The following is a 17,120-nucleotide window of genomic DNA, read 5'->3' on the forward strand; positions in this document are numbered from 1 at the left end:
CATTCACTTACAAATGACAAATGACTTATAGAGCGCCACCACCGGGCATGAGAGTTAATTCGGCGATCGCGGCTGGTGTTGGTAACAAGGCTGTATGTACGATTGACTGAGCGACAATTTCTGGTGTCAGCATGGCATTACGGTCAAAGTTATGCTGAACTGTTTCGCTGTCCCAAAGTTCTGTATTCACAGCACCAGGACAGATGGTGGTGACGCGAATACCGCGAGCGCTTTCCTCTGCTGCTAGGGTCTTGGATAGGGCAATCAAACCAGCTTTGCTGACGGAATAAGCTCCCCAGTTGGGGAAGGGAGATTGTCCGGCGATGGAAGCAACGTTAATAATTGTACCGGAGCCGCGCTGGTGCATTGTGGGTAAAACTGCCAAGATGCACCCAAACACGCTAGTTAGGTTTAAATCTATCACTTTTTGCCAGTCAGGTAGAGGCGTAGCACTCAAAGCCCCCGTGTAGCCCATACCCGCACTATTGACCAAAATATCTATAGCTCCACAATCGGCAGCGATCGCAGCCATCTTCTCTGGCACGACATGAACTTGGGCAAGATCCAGGGCGTAAGTTTTTGCTTCTACGCCTGTCTGCCTTGCTGCACTTGCAACTGCCTCTAACTTGTCTAGCGAACGACCAACTAGAGCTAAGTTTACTCCCGTCTTTGCAAAGGCGAGGGCTGTTGCTTTACCAATCCCACTACTAGCACCCGTAATTAGGGCGCGTTTTCCCGTTGTCAATGTCATAAACTCCAACTTAATCGCACCACAAATTGCATGGCTGTTGTACTCATGTCAATCTCTTACCCCTGATAGATGCAATTACCTCTAGATTCAACTTATACTTTACCTGCAAGAATTGTTGTCTCGAACGTTCGGGCAGATGATTAATTCTTTATTCATGTTGGCTATAGCCATTCAATCGCGGATTTATTATGTAAATCTCTAGTAGAGTTGAATAGAACATAGAGATTACCGATCGCTTGGCGATCGCGAGCCGTTCCGGTAGACATTGCTGCTACCTATTGTCCACTTTGCTTTGTTTTGCCTAGCATGAGACAAAAATGAGAGGTTGTAAAAAATCTTTACACCCCTCGTTGATTATATCACCATCTTTTCCGTCTTCATCTTCTGACAAAACTTAGGAGTCAAATTCGGTAAAAACACCAATCTGACGGAATTTTTGATACCGCAGTTGACGGCGCTGTTGGCTAGTAAGTTGAGTTAATTCTTCTAAATGTTGTAGCAAAGCTTGCTTGAGAGCGATCGCGGCTTTGAGAGGGTCGGAGTGAGCGCCGCCGATTGGCTCTGGTAAGATTTGGTCAACAATACCTAAATTTTGTAAATCGATTGCTGTCATTTTTAATGCCATAGCAGCTTGAGCGGCTTTACTTGCATCTCGCCAAACAATTGCAGCACAAGCCTCGGGGGTGATGACAGTATAAACTGCGTGTTCAAACATGAGCAGGCGTTCGCCGACACCAATACCCAAAGCACCACCAGAAAAAGCTTCACCAATTGCGGTACAAATAATCGGTACGTCGAGGCTAAACATTTCGCGTAAATTATAGGCGATCGCTTCCCCAATTCCTTGTTCTTCAGCTGCGACTGTGGGTAAAGCCCCTGGAGTATCAATAAAAGTTAAAATTGGCATTCCAAAGCGGTTGGCGTGTTCCATCAACCGCATAGCTTTGCGATAGCCACCAGGGGAAGCCATCCCAAAATTACGGGCAATATTATCTTTCGTATCGCGTCCTTTCTGATTGCCTAAGATGACGACTGGTCGCCCTGCAAGGCGCGCAACGCCACCAACTATAGCAGAATCATCGCTTCCACGGCGATCGCCGTGTAACTCCATCCATTCGTCGCTAATAGCTTGAATGTAATCCAAGGTGCTGGGACGACGGGGATGCCTTGCTAATTGTAATTTTTGCGACGGCGATAAACTATTAAAAATCTCCTGGCGCAATTGGCGGGCGCGGGCTTCTAGTCGGCGAATCTCTTCCGACACGTCAACGCCATTTTCTGTTGCTAGCTCTCGAATTTGGTCGATGCGCGACTCCAAATCAACTAGTGGCTTTTCAAAATCTAACAGTAGAGTTTTGCGTTCGGTTGTTGCCATCTCGGAAGTGAGTAGTGAGTAGCGAGGGGTGGGGAGTGGTAAGTCAGTTGTCAGTTATCAGTTATCGGTGACCAGTTAGTTTTGACTTCTGACTTCTGTTTTCTGACTCCTCAGTTTTAACTTTTGACTTTTAACTTTTGACTTACTCTTCAATCCCTTAAACTGGTGAATTCTCAAACAGTAGAGGGCGAAAGCCGTGTTTGCGAGACATTTGACCAATTTGATCCATCTTTGCCACAGTAATTTGGTTGCGTCCCCAAGAAAAGTTAGTGTAGACCTTTTCAAATTCCAGTAGCATTGATTCAGCAAAGCAGGCAAACAACTGACGAGCTGGTACATCCATGAAGTTAACAATCTTCATAATTTTCCAGTCGATATCCAAAGAGTGTTCGACAATGCCACCGTTGAGAATATAAACCCCTGGATGTTGAATTTTTGTTGCCAGATTTTTAGGATAACCACCATCAATCATCAAACAGGGTTGTTTTAACATCTGGGCATCGATTTCAATTCCCTTGGGCATACTTGCCACCCAGACGACGATATCTGCTTGCGGTAGGGCAGTTTCCAAATCTAAGATTTTACCTCGTCCTAACTCTGCCTGTAATGCTTGTAGGCGCTCTTGATTGCGGGCAATTAGTAATAAATCTGCTACGTCGGTACGAGCATTTAACCAGCGACAAACTGCACTACCGATGTCACCGCTAGCACCGCAAACGGCAACAGTAGCTCGATTGAGGTCAATACCCAACTGCTTTGCTGCTTGCTCCACCTGCTGACAGATAATGTACGCAGTATGAGTGTTCCCCGTCGTGAACTGCTCGAATTTCAGTTGTACGTTACGGACTTGTTTGATCTGCTGCAAGTTAAAGTTTTCAAAAATAATCGAAGAAAAGCCGCCCAAAGCTGTAATGTCAATCCCATGCTTTTGAGCGTGCGCCATTGCGTTGATGATTTTTCGCGTTGCAGCTTTAATCCGTCGCGTAGCAAGCATTTCTGGCAGAAAGCAAGATTCGACATACTTGCCCTCGATTTGCTGTCCAGTGACGCTAGTAACTTTGATATCATCGACTATCTGTGGTGGTGCGCTGCACCAGAAATCAAGTCCTTGATCGGCATATTCGGGGTAGCCTAATTCTTGTGCTACCGATTGTGCGTGTTCCAGACTGTTTAAGTGACCGATTAGACCAAACATGTATTACGGATGTCAAACTGGTAGCTCTGACAAAGCAGAGCGGGTGGATGAGAATTTTTGTATCTTTAATCTTAAAAATACTACATAAAGTCAGTTACCAGTTACCAGTTATCAGTTACCAGTTACCAGTTATTAGTTATCAGCTACCCAGATTTCTTTGTTACGGTCACTGATCGCTGTTCGCTGGTCACTGGTCACTGGTCACTGGTCACTGTTTCAAGCAGCTTGTAGTCCGTAGGCGGATAGACGCATGATGTCACGGGTGGAGAAGCCAATATTGGCAAGGGTTTCACCGTATTGGATCATGAAGTCTTCCACCAAAGCATCTTTTTCCATGCCTAAAACCCGAGCATCATCCTCGACTTTATTCAGCATTTGCCAGACAATCGGGAGATTTTGGCGATTGGCTGCTTCTAGTTCGGCTTTGGACTGTTCGAAGTTGTCTTTCAGCCAAACTTCGCCGAAATTGAGGTGAGTATACTCGTCTTTGACCACGCCCTCGGTAATTTTACGGGCGAAGTCATCGGCACAGGGAATGTAGATGTTGTAAGCCGCGATCGCAAAACACTCAATAATCAGCGATTGGATTAACAAGCACGTCACGACTTGTCCTGCTGCTGCTGCTTGTTGAAAGTTTTGATGCAGCCCAGAAAAGAACTCGCGAGCAAATTGCATATCCGGTGTAACTTGGAGATTGCGCCCGCAGGCTTCAAACCCTTTTTTGTGGCGGTTCTCCATTTTGGATAGGCGAATCAGCTCATCCTTGAAGTCCGGTAGCATTTCAGCCAAACGAATATAGTTTTCGTAGGCTTCTTGTTCTCCTTCGATCACGATCGCGTTAATGCGACTGTATGCGTCCTTATAGGTTTCGCTGTGGAAATCGATTTCGGAGGTGGCAGCAACTTGCTGCATAGTCGTTCACTCCTATTGGCGTAAATCAGCTTTGTCGATTGCGGTTGACTCTTTAGCTCTATGCATCAGCGTCAACAATAATTAAAATTAAACCTAACAAATCCCAAGGGGATCTGTTATCTATTGCAGCAAAATAGAGTCCATTTGGGAGAATATCACCTCTAGGTATAAAAGCATAGAGGAAAGCGAACAATTCATGCTTCAGAAAGATGTGAATGCCAAACATAAGAATTTCTCTATACCATCCCTTAGTTTTATAGTGCTGATACTGGGAGCGGTAATTGTCTTGCTCCCATTGGGAGTTGTCTTCCTCACATCCTTTGCACCGTCTGGCTCAACACCCGATTTGTTAACGCGATCGGGATGGACTTTGGTTAACTACCAACAAGCATGGCAGCGAGCAAATTTCTTGCTAGCATTTGCTAATTCCACGCTGGTAGCTTTAGCCGTGACTGGAATTCAAATCGTGACTTCAGCTTTAGCGGGTTATGCCTTAGCAAGATTGAAATTCCGAGGACGACAAGCATTACTGCTGGTTGTTTTGGCAACTTTGGTCATTCCATTTCAGTTATTAGTTATTCCTATCTTTCTCGTCCTCAAATGGGGACATTTAATTAATACCTATGGAGCTTTAATTCTACCTACAGCTGTAAATGGTTTTGGAATTTTCTTACTCAGGCAGTATTTTCAAACTATTCCCATAGAGTTAGAAGAAGCAGCAGCGATCGATGGGGCGAACCGCCTGCAAATCTTATGGCGGGTAATGTTGCCTTTATCTCGTCCGGCTTTGGTAACATTATTTTTGTTTACATTTATCGGTGAGTGGAACGATTTATTTAAACCGCTTGTCTTCACAACGCGCCCAGAATTGCGGACGGTTCAATTAGCACTAGCTGAGTTTCAAGAACAATTTACTAATAACTGGTCTTTAATGATGGCAGCAGTGGCGATCGCCACCTTGCCAGTCATATTAATATTTCTCATCGGACAGAAACAATTTATTCAAGGAATCGCAACGACGGGAATCAAAAATTGATGTAGAGATGTTACATGTAACATCTCTACAAAAAATTACTCCTCGGTGATTTGCAAGCGAATCGTGCGTTCGTTATCTCCCCCTAAACTAACTTCCATCACTTCGCCACCGAGGGGTTCGAGACAACTCAAAAGCGATCGCAAGTGGGGAGTACTCGCCCCCGTATCTACATACAGGCGATCGGCTAAACTACCAATCCGCTTCCAAGTACCGTAAAGTTTAGCTATGGTTTGTTCTAACTGCGATGCCTGATTTACCAAGTCAGCCGCGACGTTAATACAGCCGACTCGAATTGCTTCCTGAATCGCCCGTTCTAAGTCTACATCGTCATTGTTTAGGGCTTGGACGGTCGTAGCAGCATTAATATATTTGGACAGGTACTTTGCTTCCGTTGTCACTTCTTTAATTGTGTCTACGTCAGGATTTGCTGCAATTTCCCGCTGTAACTCTTTTTGGTGAGACTCTGGTAATTTTTCCATTTCTTTCACCAGAGGCGCAAGATAGCGGGGCGGAAGCGCGTTTTCTGAAGCTTTCACTTTAACGGGTTCGGGGAGGAGTTCGGACGACATCGCCATCCACTCATCTGATAGCTGACGCACTTCACGACGGGTAATGCGATCGCCTCGTTTCGCTGCATCGGTGACTAATTGTTGAATTTCTGGTTCCGCTTTTGCAGTTTCGATAAACGCTCGTTTACTAAAGCATCTTACGGCATTGGGGTCTAAATGCCCTTGTTCTACTAGCGTATCGGCGCTGTTAGCTAACTCGATTAAGGAGTATGCTTGACTTTTACTAATTTCCCGCGCCTTCAGCCAGTTGAGAAAACCACTCCCACGGGCATCTCCTTGTTTTTTCTCGCGATCGCGCACCGCCCTTAAAATTCTGCCCCGCCAGATTTCTGTCTGTAGATCGAAGCGATCGCAAACTAGCCAAGCATTGTCTAGCTGCTGCTGAAAATCATGTTCCGAAATTTCTTCGTCTTCAGGATCGGGCAGTTCAAAATTTAGATCGATTGACTCTGCTAAGACAGCAGCTAAGTCGTCAGTAGAATCGGAGGATTGCAGCATGAGAAGGCGAACGATCTGGTCACAGACCGTTTATTATTGCACGACCAGCCGAGCATGAATAGCTCGTATTCCCCTTTCCTTTCATCTGCGTCGCGCTAACTGTTGAAAGGCAAATCGGGACGACGAAACCAGTTTCGATCGACCCATTCAGCTTTGAACTTGCCTCTCGTCAACTTTTCTACCAAATTCGGGGTATGGGAACCTGGCAAAATATTAACCCCCATTCTACTTTTTGCTTTGTAAGCGGGTATAATCGATAACATTATTAATATGGTAGCGATTGCTACTTGTTGTTTTTTAATCATAAAATTTGACAATATTCATTACTTTATTAAATTTAAGTATACAGTAGGATTGTGTTTATTAAGTATAAATAAAAACTATTAAATGAATTTTTTACTTAGATGCCAGACAGCATCTATAAGAGGAAACACCTATAGAGACGATGAAGCCTCACATAGAGTTCCTTCAATTGGAATCTATCCAATTCCAGAAAACGATCTATGTTGCCTATCCTCATAGCAATTCTCGATTGTATGGATGACATTTGTAGGGGCGCGAGCGAGAAAGCGCCCCTACCAGACGTGTATTGCATCCAATTGAAAACCGCTATCAGAAGATATTTGGAACTCGATAGTTAAGTTGTTGAGGCACGATCGCCGACCTTGTTTTACAACGAACTCTACCAACTAGGCGATGTGCCTAGAGCCAAGATTAGAGAGAATCGAAACCAGGAATTTAGAAAATTGCGATCGCAGCTACTTAACCTACATTAGTAAGCGATCGCGCTAAAACATCGAGCCGAAAAATAGTATGCTTCGATCTGGTAGCTGCCACCGTCACCTAGACTAAAGGCAGCACGTTCACTTGACTGTTATAGGAGGATAGGCTATTGACCGATCGTAACAACCCATCCTCGACCCTGCAAAACTTCTCCCGTAGAGAATTACGCAACCTTGTACGTACTCAACTGCTAGCCCTACTGGAACAGGGAGACTTACAGGGAGCTAAAGCCATTTTGGTTCCGGTACAGCCTGCTGATATCGCCGAAGCCATTGAAGGCTTACCCGAACCAATGCAAGTCCTTGCCTTTCGCTTGCTTTCTAAAGGCGAGGCGATCGAAGTTTACGAATATCTCGACCATAGCGTACAAGAAGCACTCGTTCAAGAATTCAAGCGCCAAGACGTGATCGATATCGTGGATAAAATGTCGCCAGACGATCGCGCCCGCTTATTCGACGAACTCCCCGCTAAAATTGTCAATCGCTTGCTAGAACAACTCAGCCCTTCCGAACGGCAAGCCACCGCTTTACTATTAGGCTACGAAACGGGAACAGCAGGGCGGATCATGACCCCAGAGTTAATCTCTCTGAAAGAGGGAATGACCGTCACGCAAGCCCTGGAACGCATTCGCTATTTAGCTAAAAATACAGAAACTATTTACTACCTTTACGTCACCGATGCAGCGAGAAGGCTGACGGGAACCTTATCTTTACGTGATTTAGTCACTGCCGATCCGCAAGAAACGATTGGCGAAATTATGACCCGCGATGCTATCTGCGTGCATACAGATACCGATCAAGAAGAAGTAGCTAGATTAATTCAGCGTTACGACTTTCTCGCTGTCCCAGTCGTCGATCGCGAACAGCGACTTGTAGGCATCGTTACTGTAGATGACGTAATTGATATTATTCAACAGGAAACTACCGAGGATATCTACGCTTTAGGTGGAGGGGTGCAATCTGGGGGCGATGGCTATTTTCAAAGTAATTTGTTTTCCGTTGCCCGTAAGAGAGTCGTCTGGTTATTTGTTTTACTAATTACAAATACCGTGACAGGGACGATTATTAAAGCTGAAGAAGAGATTTTACAAAAAGTCGTGACACTGGCAGCATTTATCCCACTACTAACGGGGACTGGTGGTAACGTAGGGGCGCAGTCTTCAACTGTGGTAATTCGCGGGATGAATACCGATGAGATTAGGGCGTTAGGACCAGCACAAGTCATTGTCAGAGAAGCACTGGCTGGATTGTTACTCGGTTCTATGTTGGGAACGATCGCTACTATTTGGGCTTTTTTCCTACAAGGAAACTTATCGGTAGCGATCGCCGTGGGAGTTAGTCTTGTCGCAATTTCTGTTTTGGCTTCTGTTTCCGGTTCTGCACTACCATTTTTATTTCGCTTACTAGGCTTAGATCCAGCTTTGATGTCAGCGCCGTTTATCACAACCGCAGTTGACGTATTAGGAGTTTTGATTTATTTCAACTTGGCAAGAGTCATTTTACGGGTCTAAAATTCCCAGTTTCTAACCCCCGCTCACAGTTCCGAAGCACTATCGGGTGCAACAATTTCCCCTTTACCCATTTGAAGAATCATCTCGTCATCGGTAATGAGTTCGCTCAGTTCCTTCACTTGTAAATTCATGCTTTCGCAGGCTTGCTTGAGCGCTTGTGAAAAACCATTTAAATCTTCACCAAAACCGCACTGACGGGCAGCAGTTTCAATTCCCTGCTTAGCGTTTGCTCTCGCACAGTCAACTAATTCAGTACCTTGCAGTGGTGTAGGTGATGCCATATTGTAATTACTACTGTCTCGGTATTTTTTGTTAAAGTAGCAAATCTGTGGATATAGCTGCATCTTTCCTAAGTCAGTTGTTAGTTGTTAGGGAGCAGGGAGCAGGGAGCAGAGAGCAGGGAGAGAAGATGAATTTCTAACTTTTGACTTCTGACTTCCGACTTCTCCTATTGCCAATACTTCACCGCAGCGTAGGCAAGGGTGACGACACCAGTAACGATCGCGGCTTCGTTAACTTCAAATTGAGGATGGTGCAGGGGATAGTTCGTGCGATCTTCGTATCCTACCCCCAAGCGGAACATAGCGCCAGGAGCGTGTTCGAGATAGCGTGAAAAGTCTTCCGCACCAAGGGACGGTTCGGTTAAAACTAAAACGCGATCGCTTCCCCAAGCCTCTTCTGCGGCTGTTTGTAAAATTTGGGATAGACCAATATTATTTTGCACCCCTGGTACTCCTGGGCGATAGCTCATTTCGTATTGCGCTCCGTAGGAGTGGCAAATATTCGCGACAATTTTTTCGATCCACCCAGGTAGATTAGTCCGGGTTTCGGGATGGAGCGATCGCACGCTGCCAAGTAATTTTACTTGGTCGGCAATGACGTTTGGCGCTCTACCACCTGTAATCTGTCCGATGCTCAATACCACTGGACGCAACGGATTTTGCGTGCGGCTGATGGCTTGTTGCAAGGTGGTAATGACTTGCGCGGCGATCCAAATAGCATCGATCGCTTCGTGGGGTCGCGCCCCATGCCCCGATTCACCGATAATAGTAATTTCTAACTCGTCTGCTGCTGCTGTTAGCGCCCCATAGCGGATACCTACCTTTCCGGCGGGAATGGAAGGGAAGACGTGTACGGATAGAATTGCCGAGACATTTTCCATCACCCCGTCAGCAATCATCCAACTGGCTCCTTGAGCAGTTTCTTCTGCTGGCTGGAACAACAGCCGCACGTTACCTGGTAACTGGGATGCTAGTTCGGAAAGAACCATAGCAGTTCCAAGTCCTACGGTGGTGTGGACATCGTGTCCGCAGGCGTGCATCACACCTGTCGCTCTGGAAGTAAATTCTAATCCCGTGCGTTCGTTGATGGGTAGTGCATCCATGTCGGTACGAATTGCCAATAAGCGGCGATCGCTACCATGTCCCTGCACTTCTCCTAATACACCAGTTTTCCCAACCGCCTCTTTTACATGAACTCCACTAGACGAAAGGACACCAGCAACATAAGCAGATGTGTGATACTCTTGACCGCTTAATTCTGGATGACTGTGGAGATGGCGGCGAATTTCAATTAAACGCGGCGCTAACTTTAGGGCTATGTCTTTTATTTGGGTAAGCATTGACTATTTATATATATAATCAACTTTCCCCCATCATAAATAAGATAAGACGAGCAGTTCGTGACTACTTGAGCAGATATATACAGATTCAACAGTCAAATTGTGTCTGAGAGGAAATATTATGTGACGATCTGCTGACATGCCTTGACGTTTGGCGATCGCACTTTGATTTATCGATCGAGAGATGAATAGGTTTACTGCACGCCTGGGCAGTAGTACTGTGTAGCTAGTTTATTGACGATTTCCGAATTGACCTCATCTGCTTTTGCTTCATGCTCTTCCGATTGAGCTTCTTGAATTTCCTCTAGGGTAATTCCGGCTTCTAAGTCGTTACAAACACCTTTTGCGGCTGCGATATTAGCTTCTGGAGATTGCTGAATATTAGCGATCAAGTTATCGCGTACGTCAGCGTGTGTCATGGCTTGCTGTTTATAAGCTTCAATAAATGCTTTGTCTAGAGCTGCGATTGTCGATTTTGTAGCTTTTGCAGCACATAGGGATTGAGATAAGTCCAGCACGTCCCCCGCATCAGTCGTAACGAAGCAGAGGTAGTCTGGTTCGGAGGCAAAAGCTTGAAATTGGAAACCAGAAACTAGAGCAATAGCAGCAGCAGCGATGGTTGCATTGAGGCGGAAGTTCATAACGTTACCAAGATAGATTTCTATATTTGTTATGCCCAACCTTGGTGACGATCTAACAGAATTATAAAAAAAATCTTAAATTTTTTCGTATTTTTTTAAGATTAATCCAAACCTTGACTCAGACTAGGTTTCTGAAACTGAATATTTTCTAAAAAGATCCTTAAGAGAATTCAGCACTGGCTGCATCTGGGTTTTAGCAACAAAGGGCAAGTTCGGCAATCTTTTCTACCTTGAGATAGAAACATGCTAGATACAGAGAATGTACGGTATCGTATCTCATTTCAGATTTAATTTAGCTTTAGAGTCTGTTTTGCCATACCGGATTGATAGGTAAAGCTACTGGACTTTAGCGGCGATCGCTAAATCTACATAAACTTTATATGTACATCAACTTAGAAGCCGATCTATATCGGCACAAGATAGCGCAAGATAGCAAATTATGCCTCATTTCCTAAATCGAGAAGCACAGGTAGGGACACACAGCTATATGCCCCTCACATATTGTGATATCAGTAGGTTACGCTTCATCCTCAGCGGAGACTTCGATTTCATCTTCCTTGTAGTCTGGCTCTAGATTGGCGGGGCGATCTTGATTGAGCCGATTAATCAGCGACAGCACTCTTGTTCCTCTTTCAATCGAACGATCTTCGTGAAATACAACTTCTGGAGTGCGGCGGAGACGGATTCTTTGCCCTAACTCTCGGCGAACGTACCCTGTGGCTGACTTTAAGCCTGCCATAGTTTGCTCTCTAGCATCGTCTGAACCATATATTGATACGTAGATCTTGGCGTGTTGTAGATCGCCGGATACGTCTACATCGGTAACACTAACCATACCTACACCGACTCGATCGTCTTTGATGCCATTTAATAGCATCTGACTTACCTCGCGTTTGATTAATTCAGCAACGCGATCCACGCGGCGACTTGTAGCCATAACAATAACCCTTCCTCATACTTGAATCAAATCAGTAGAGCCAACCAATGGTTCTACCCAACTTTTCTAGTCTATTAGCTATTGCAAGAAGGCAGCAGGCAAAAGATTATAATACTGATTCCATTTGCTCGATCGGTTGGCGATCGGCTATACGCTTATTCTCGCGTTACTTCGCTATTTTATTAGGACGGGCTTAAGCCCAACATAGCGCGGAGGGTAAATAGGACGAACAAAGATAACCCAACAAACATACCGACGATCGCGATCGCGGTTGTGGGACGCTTGAATAGGGGAGTCAATGGAGATATGGCGTTTAAGAAAATCCCCAAGACGATTGTTACAAAGTAGCGGGGGTAGCGAGAGACGTTTTCCCAGAAGCCATCAAACATTTGATTTATAAGCCTTGTCTAGCTGTTAAATTTTTTTCATGTGAATTACGTTTATTCTATAGCAATTTGTTATTGGTCATTCGTGAGTGGCTGGTGGCTGGTAGCTAGTGGCTTGGCTCAATTCTTGTCACCAGCCACGCTTTCACTAGCCACCGATCGCTTTGTACAGAGATTACATGTAACGTCTCTAGACTGATAACTGATAACTGTTCACTACTCAATTCTTTGAATGCTACGTCAGTCACTCCAGTTAAGCCTTCCGCGTCCGTTTTTAAAATGGGCGGGTGGTAAAAGCCAGTTGATTTCTCAATATATTCCTTACTTTCCTCAAAAATTTGCTACGTACTACGAGCCATTTTTGGGAGGAGGGGCAGTCTTTTTTTACTTGTATGGAGTGGCTAGAAACGATAAACCGACAAAAAAGTTTCCAGCAGTACTGACAGATATTAATCCTGAATTGGTCAATGTGTATTGTTGCGTGCGCGATCGCGTTGAGGAATTAATCGAGTTGTTGGCACGGCATCAAGAACAGCACGAGCGCGATTATTATTATCGGGTGCGATCGCAGTTCACAGGAACGCCTGTGGAAATGGCAGCGCGATTAATTTATCTGAATAAAACTTGTTTTAACGGTTTATACCGTGAAAACTCTAAAGGAGAGTTTAATGTCCCAATGGGAAAATATAAAAATCCTACTATTTGTAATGCAGAGTTATTGCGTTTAGTTTCAGTCTCTCTTCAATCTGTAGTCATAGAGGTTAGACCTTTTGATGCTATTTTAGATTTTGCTAAAACGCCAGAGGATTTTGTTTATTTCGATCCACCCTACCATCCCTTGAGCGATACTAGTAACTTTACAGGTTATAGTCGTTACTCTTTTAACGAAAAAGATCAGATTAGATTGAGAGATACATTTGCAGAATTAGCTCGACGTGGGGTTAAGGTCATGTTATCTAATTCCGATTGTTCTTTCATTCAAGAATTGTATCAAGATTTTAAAATTCACAAAGTTTTAGCAGCCAGAGCTATTAATTCTAAAGCTGAGAGAAGAGGAAAAATTAATGAGTTATTGGTAACTTCATATTAAAGATGATTGTTAGCCCAAGCAATAAAACTAGAGAGTGTATGAACTGCTAATAAATTACTATTTATAGTAACTTGTGCGTTTAGCCAAGCAATTGCTCCTGGTTTCATTCCTCCACCATCAATTAACACAACGGCTGGCGCAGGATAGCAAGTTAGCACATTTAGGTTGACGTAAGGTAGTTTTTCATCAACTGAGCCACCAGATTGCTGCCATTTACACTCAATTATTAGACCGGAGGGAATTGTAGTAGAACCAATTATATAAAAGTCTACATAAATATCAGTACCATATATTCCTTGTCCTATGTAAACCTGTCTTGCATATCTTTTAGATAGATTAGTTGAGCTGAGCAGGCTTTGCAAGAGTTTTTTTCTCTGTAATTTCTTATCTACTTGAACGTATCCGTGTGTTAATAAAGTTGCTTCAACATTTTTTTCTAACACATTACCTGATTTATTTGCTCTACCACCTTGTGTCATTTTTATCCTGAATCTAGATTTGTAAGTCTTCTACAATTTATGATTCCCATGTAAAAGCTCTAATTATCAAACTGAGTCTAACTACAAAAATATAAAGACACAACGCAACTACTAGAAATTACGGAATCTCAGCTTTTTCTTGAACAATCCTTCTCAAGATAGAGGAATAGCATGAAAGAGATCCCTTCTGGGGATAGAGTGACTCGTTTGATTTCAGGGATTATGCTGATTTTGTCTAAACTTAAGTATCAAATAAAACATTAGATAACTTGAAAGGAGTTTTATTGAAATCATGTCTAATCTAAACCCAGGCAATAGCTATAACCGTGAAGTGCGTCAAGAGTCTTATCAAGATGCTAACGGTAACACCCATGTTAATGTGACAAAGACAACTGAATCTAATGATTCTTATCAGCATGGCTACGTACACGGTCGAGTTGCAGAGCGCAGCACTCAAGAGAGAGCATCAACTGTAAGAGATAATGAAAATGCAGCGAGAGGTTTGCTTTTGGGAATTCTGCTGACAACAATTGCAGCTTTGAGTGCGGGAGTCATTTGGTATTTGAATCAATCTCCTCAAGCATCTACATCGACACCACAACCTGTTCTCGTTCCTGTACCTAGCGACAAACCAAACACAGAATCTTCTACGGTCGATCGCAGTTCGGAAAAACAAACAATTATTGAGAGAATTAAGGAAGTACCAGTTCCAGTTCTGCAACCCCCAGCATCTACTCCACAGCAGAACGAAAATATGACAACTCCCGCTCCTACACAGCCTGAAACTGAAGCTGAAACAACTCAACCCCAACAGAATAACAGTGCTACTACCGAATCTCAAACACCATCTGCTGAGGGTACGTTAGGTCAAGATACAACTACAAGCGAAAGTTCTTCTCAGTAGACAATAGTAAGGTGGGCAATGCCCACCCCATGGTTAAATTTTTTCAAAATGTTCGACTACTGGAAATGGATCGTAAAAGTGGTGTAATAGTTTTTTCCATTGTTGATATTCAGGAGACTTTCTAAATTCAACTGTATGAGCTTCTAAAGTCTTCCACTTAACAAGTAATAAATATTTTCCTTTAATTTCTATACATTTATGTAATTCGTGGGATGAATACCCATTCATAGCCGAAATAATTCTGGAAGCCTGTTTGAAAGTTGCTTCAAAATCGCTTTCCATTCCCAACTTGACATTCAGCATTACTGCCTCAAGAATCATAAAATCCCTCCCAGGAAACTAGCTAATAATACAGTTTTTGTACTAAACAGCATATATGTAAATACTTATAAACTAAGTCAAGAGGAGGTAAGAATGCGGCTGATTGCAGGGTGTCAAATTACATATGAAGTCAACGCGCCAACTCCACTCATTTTCATGCTTAGACCTCGCAGTGGATTGGGACAATGGGTGATGCGAGAGGAATACATCATCGAACCCAGCGCACAAGTTATAGAGTATACCGATAGTTATGGTAATTTGTGTCAGCGGATGGTAGCGCCTCCAGGTTCATTTCAGGTACAAACTACAGCTGAAGTAGACACCGCAGATAAAATTGATACTCAACCAGGCGCGCCGTATGTGTTGGTACAGGATTTACCGGAAAGTACGCTGCAATTTCTGTTACCCAGTCGCTATTGTCAAGCAGATTGCTTGGGAGATCTAGCAAATGAGATTGCTGGCAATGCTGCACCTGGATACGATCAAGTAGAGGCGATTCGCAGTTGGATTCAGCAAAATATAGAATATCGCTACGGTACGAGCGATGCTTCTACTTCTGCTGTGGATACAGCCGAGCAAAAAGTAGGGGTCTGTCGCGATTTTACCCATTTGGGTATCGCCTTAAGCCGCAGTTTGAATATTCCGGCGCGGATGGTAGTAGGATATCTTTACGAGTTAGATCCGATGGATCTGCACGCATGGTTTGAAGCGTTTGTAGGTGGACGTTGGTATACGTTTGATGCTACCCAAAAAGAACCAAGGGGTAATAGAATTGCGATCGCCTACGGACGAGATGCGGCTGATGTTGCCTTAGTTACCCAATTTGGTGCAGTACAATTGAAGAATATGAAAGTTTGGGTAGATAAAGCTAATACCTAAAACCCTACTCCCCACTCCCTAAGCTCATGGAATGGAAAGAAATTGCTGGGAACTGGGTTTTAGTTCCCCACAAGCAAATCGGGATCGTGCATTTTTTAGGCGGTGCGTTTGTCGCCACTGCACCTCAATTGACGTATCGCTGGCTCTTAGAACAACTCGCTGAGGAAAATTACGTTGTCGTTGCTACGCCGTTTGTCAACACTCTAGATCATACCGCGATCGCCCGCTCGGTACTGAATGGGTTTGAAAATGCGATCGGACAACTTTACGCTAAATCCCTCCTGCGCAGCCGCTATTTACCAATTTACGGCGTGGGGCATAGTATGGGGTGTAAACTCCATCTATTGATTGGCAGTCTGTTTAATGTCGAACGCGCTGGTAATATCCTCATTTCTTTCAATAATTATGCGGCGCGAGATGCTATCCCCTTGGTACAGCAGTTGAATTTTAATCCGGGCTTCTCTGTCGAGTTTACCCCTTCTCCTCTGGAAACCAATACTCTGTTGCAAACTCGTTACGAGGTTCGCCGCAACTTAGCGATCAAGTTTACCAATGACACGATCGATCAGTCTGAAGCTTTGGTGAAGTTGCTGCATCAACGCTTTCCTGGGATGGTAACATTAAAAACCCTCAGCGGTACTCATACCACGCCTTTAAGTCAAGACCTACAATGGCAAACTGGTTCTAACTTTACACCTCTCGATGCAGTAGGACAGTGGTTTAAGCAAGAGTTTTCTCGCGATTTAAGACAGCTAAGACAAACAATCGTACAGTGGCTTAATCCCGTTTCTATGTTGTGATAGCGATCGAGCGTGTAGAAATACTATAGATTCGATCGCGCCTCTGTTGCATACATATAAAGTCAGTTAAATTCAGCTTTTTTAACCACGTATAAAATTATTGTCTATACTTAATTGTGTTTCCACCTAGCGACAGAGGAATTAAAGTTATGCAGTTCTTAACTTATTAACATATAAGCAAATTGCTCCTACATTACAGCAGTATTTATCTCTAAACCAGCGCACAGATATGCAAATTTTACTTACGCCACCATAATAGTAATTTTATAAGTTGGCATAACTCTAGTCATATATACCTGACATACAGAGTTAAAAATGTTGTGAATTGATATATTACCTAAGCTCGATCGCACAAGATTTGTAGCTATAGAATTGTACTCTACAATACGAATTTAAGCTGAATCAGAGCTTCGCAACTCACACGAACCGAGTT

The 17,120-nt window shown here is 43.8% G+C and carries 19 protein-coding genes; 6 read left to right on the top strand and 13 right to left on the bottom strand.

Annotation, left to right across the window (positions count from 1 at the left end):
* Positions 1–25: 25 nt before the first annotated feature.
* From C7Y66_RS13670 to C7Y66_RS13685, 4 genes are all read right to left on the bottom strand, one after another.
* A complete protein-coding gene (locus C7Y66_RS13670; protein WP_106545997.1) occupies positions 26–751 on the bottom strand; it encodes an SDR family oxidoreductase in 726 nt (241 codons plus the stop codon).
* A 394-nt stretch (positions 752–1,145) separates the two neighbouring features.
* On the bottom strand, positions 1,146–2,126 hold the full coding sequence (locus C7Y66_RS13675) for an acetyl-CoA carboxylase carboxyltransferase subunit alpha (protein WP_015153624.1): 981 nt from the start codon (positions 2,124–2,126) through the stop codon (positions 1,146–1,148).
* A 157-nt stretch (positions 2,127–2,283) separates the two neighbouring features.
* Positions 2,284–3,321 carry a long-chain acyl-[acyl-carrier-protein] reductase gene (locus C7Y66_RS13680; RefSeq protein WP_106545998.1) on the bottom strand — a complete coding sequence of 346 codons (1,038 nt, stop codon included), beginning with the start codon at positions 3,319–3,321 and terminating at the stop codon, positions 2,284–2,286.
* Between the two features lie 216 nt (positions 3,322–3,537).
* Positions 3,538–4,233, bottom strand: coding sequence for an aldehyde oxygenase (deformylating) (locus C7Y66_RS13685; protein WP_106545999.1), 696 nt, complete (start codon positions 4,231–4,233; stop codon positions 3,538–3,540).
* 196 nt (positions 4,234–4,429) lie between these two features.
* On the opposite strand from C7Y66_RS13685, the gene C7Y66_RS13690 reads away from it, so the two are divergent.
* Positions 4,430–5,269 (top strand): carbohydrate ABC transporter permease, encoded by an 840-nt coding sequence (locus C7Y66_RS13690; RefSeq protein WP_233222674.1) that lies wholly within the window; start codon positions 4,430–4,432, stop codon positions 5,267–5,269.
* Positions 5,270–5,304: 35 nt separating this feature from the next.
* On the opposite strand, the gene C7Y66_RS13695 is transcribed toward C7Y66_RS13690, so the two are convergent.
* Together C7Y66_RS13695 and C7Y66_RS32940 are read right to left on the bottom strand one after the other, a co-directional pair.
* Positions 5,305–6,336 (bottom strand): hypothetical protein, encoded by a 1,032-nt coding sequence (locus C7Y66_RS13695; RefSeq protein ID WP_199197420.1) that lies wholly within the window; start codon positions 6,334–6,336, stop codon positions 5,305–5,307.
* Between the two features lie 95 nt (positions 6,337–6,431).
* On the bottom strand, positions 6,432–6,560 hold the full coding sequence (locus C7Y66_RS32940) for a hypothetical protein (protein WP_255409980.1): 129 nt from the start codon (positions 6,558–6,560) through the stop codon (positions 6,432–6,434).
* A 668-nt stretch (positions 6,561–7,228) separates the two neighbouring features.
* Here C7Y66_RS32940 and mgtE point away from each other — a divergent pair.
* Positions 7,229–8,629 (top strand): magnesium transporter, encoded by a 1,401-nt coding sequence (gene mgtE / locus C7Y66_RS13705; protein WP_106218494.1) that lies wholly within the window; start codon positions 7,229–7,231, stop codon positions 8,627–8,629.
* A 23-nt stretch (positions 8,630–8,652) separates the two neighbouring features.
* Here mgtE and C7Y66_RS13710 read toward each other — a convergent pair whose 3' ends face one another.
* The 5 genes from C7Y66_RS13710 to C7Y66_RS13730 all read right to left on the bottom strand — a co-directional run bounded on the left by C7Y66_RS13710 (position 8,653) and on the right by C7Y66_RS13730 (position 12,217).
* Positions 8,653–8,910, bottom strand: a complete 258-nt coding sequence (locus C7Y66_RS13710) for a hypothetical protein (protein ID WP_106166946.1) — start codon at positions 8,908–8,910, stop codon at positions 8,653–8,655.
* A 167-nt stretch (positions 8,911–9,077) separates the two neighbouring features.
* Positions 9,078–10,250 carry a M20 family metallopeptidase gene (locus C7Y66_RS13715; RefSeq protein ID WP_106166945.1) on the bottom strand — a complete coding sequence of 391 codons (1,173 nt, stop codon included), beginning with the start codon at positions 10,248–10,250 and terminating at the stop codon, positions 9,078–9,080.
* A gap of 194 nt (positions 10,251–10,444) precedes the next feature.
* On the bottom strand, positions 10,445–10,891 hold the full coding sequence (locus C7Y66_RS13720; protein ID WP_106218495.1) for a DUF732 domain-containing protein: 447 nt from the start codon (positions 10,889–10,891) through the stop codon (positions 10,445–10,447).
* 517 nt (positions 10,892–11,408) lie between these two features.
* Positions 11,409–11,828 (bottom strand): 30S ribosome-binding factor RbfA, encoded by a 420-nt coding sequence (gene rbfA, locus C7Y66_RS13725; RefSeq protein WP_106546002.1) that lies wholly within the window; start codon positions 11,826–11,828, stop codon positions 11,409–11,411.
* Positions 11,829–12,010: 182 nt separating this feature from the next.
* Positions 12,011–12,217 (bottom strand): DUF751 family protein, encoded by a 207-nt coding sequence (locus C7Y66_RS13730; protein ID WP_015153636.1) that lies wholly within the window; start codon positions 12,215–12,217, stop codon positions 12,011–12,013.
* 229 nt (positions 12,218–12,446) lie between these two features.
* Here C7Y66_RS13730 and C7Y66_RS13735 point away from each other — a divergent pair, with 229 nt between their 5' ends.
* Positions 12,447–13,304, top strand: a complete 858-nt coding sequence (locus tag C7Y66_RS13735; RefSeq protein WP_106546003.1) for a DNA adenine methylase — start codon at positions 12,447–12,449, stop codon at positions 13,302–13,304.
* On the opposite strand, the gene C7Y66_RS13740 is transcribed toward C7Y66_RS13735, so the two are convergent.
* Positions 13,301–13,783, bottom strand: coding sequence for a PD-(D/E)XK nuclease superfamily protein (locus tag C7Y66_RS13740; protein ID WP_106546004.1), 483 nt, complete (start codon positions 13,781–13,783; stop codon positions 13,301–13,303). The two genes, C7Y66_RS13735 and C7Y66_RS13740, sit on opposite strands and share 4 nt — an antisense overlap.
* 292 nt (positions 13,784–14,075) lie before the next feature.
* Between C7Y66_RS13740 and C7Y66_RS13745 the strand changes: the two genes are divergently transcribed.
* A complete protein-coding gene (locus C7Y66_RS13745; protein WP_015153640.1) occupies positions 14,076–14,687 on the top strand; it encodes a hypothetical protein in 612 nt (203 codons plus the stop codon).
* A 33-nt stretch (positions 14,688–14,720) separates the two neighbouring features.
* Here C7Y66_RS13745 and C7Y66_RS13750 read toward each other — a convergent pair whose 3' ends face one another.
* Positions 14,721–15,008 (bottom strand): antibiotic biosynthesis monooxygenase, encoded by a 288-nt coding sequence (locus C7Y66_RS13750; RefSeq protein WP_106546005.1) that lies wholly within the window; start codon positions 15,006–15,008, stop codon positions 14,721–14,723.
* Between the two features lie 93 nt (positions 15,009–15,101).
* Between C7Y66_RS13750 and C7Y66_RS13755 the strand changes: the two genes are divergently transcribed.
* On the top strand, positions 15,102–15,887 hold the full coding sequence (locus C7Y66_RS13755; protein WP_106166938.1) for a transglutaminase family protein: 786 nt from the start codon (positions 15,102–15,104) through the stop codon (positions 15,885–15,887).
* A gap of 26 nt (positions 15,888–15,913) precedes the next feature.
* Positions 15,914–16,687 (top strand): DUF1350 family protein, encoded by a 774-nt coding sequence (locus C7Y66_RS13760; RefSeq protein ID WP_015153643.1) that lies wholly within the window; start codon positions 15,914–15,916, stop codon positions 16,685–16,687.
* The last annotated feature ends 433 nt before the right edge of the window (positions 16,688–17,120 follow it).

It is taken from the genome of Chroococcidiopsis sp. CCALA 051 (assembly GCF_003015105.1).
Lineage (GTDB): Bacteria > Cyanobacteriota > Cyanobacteriia > Cyanobacteriales > Chroococcidiopsidaceae > Chroococcidiopsis > Chroococcidiopsis thermalis.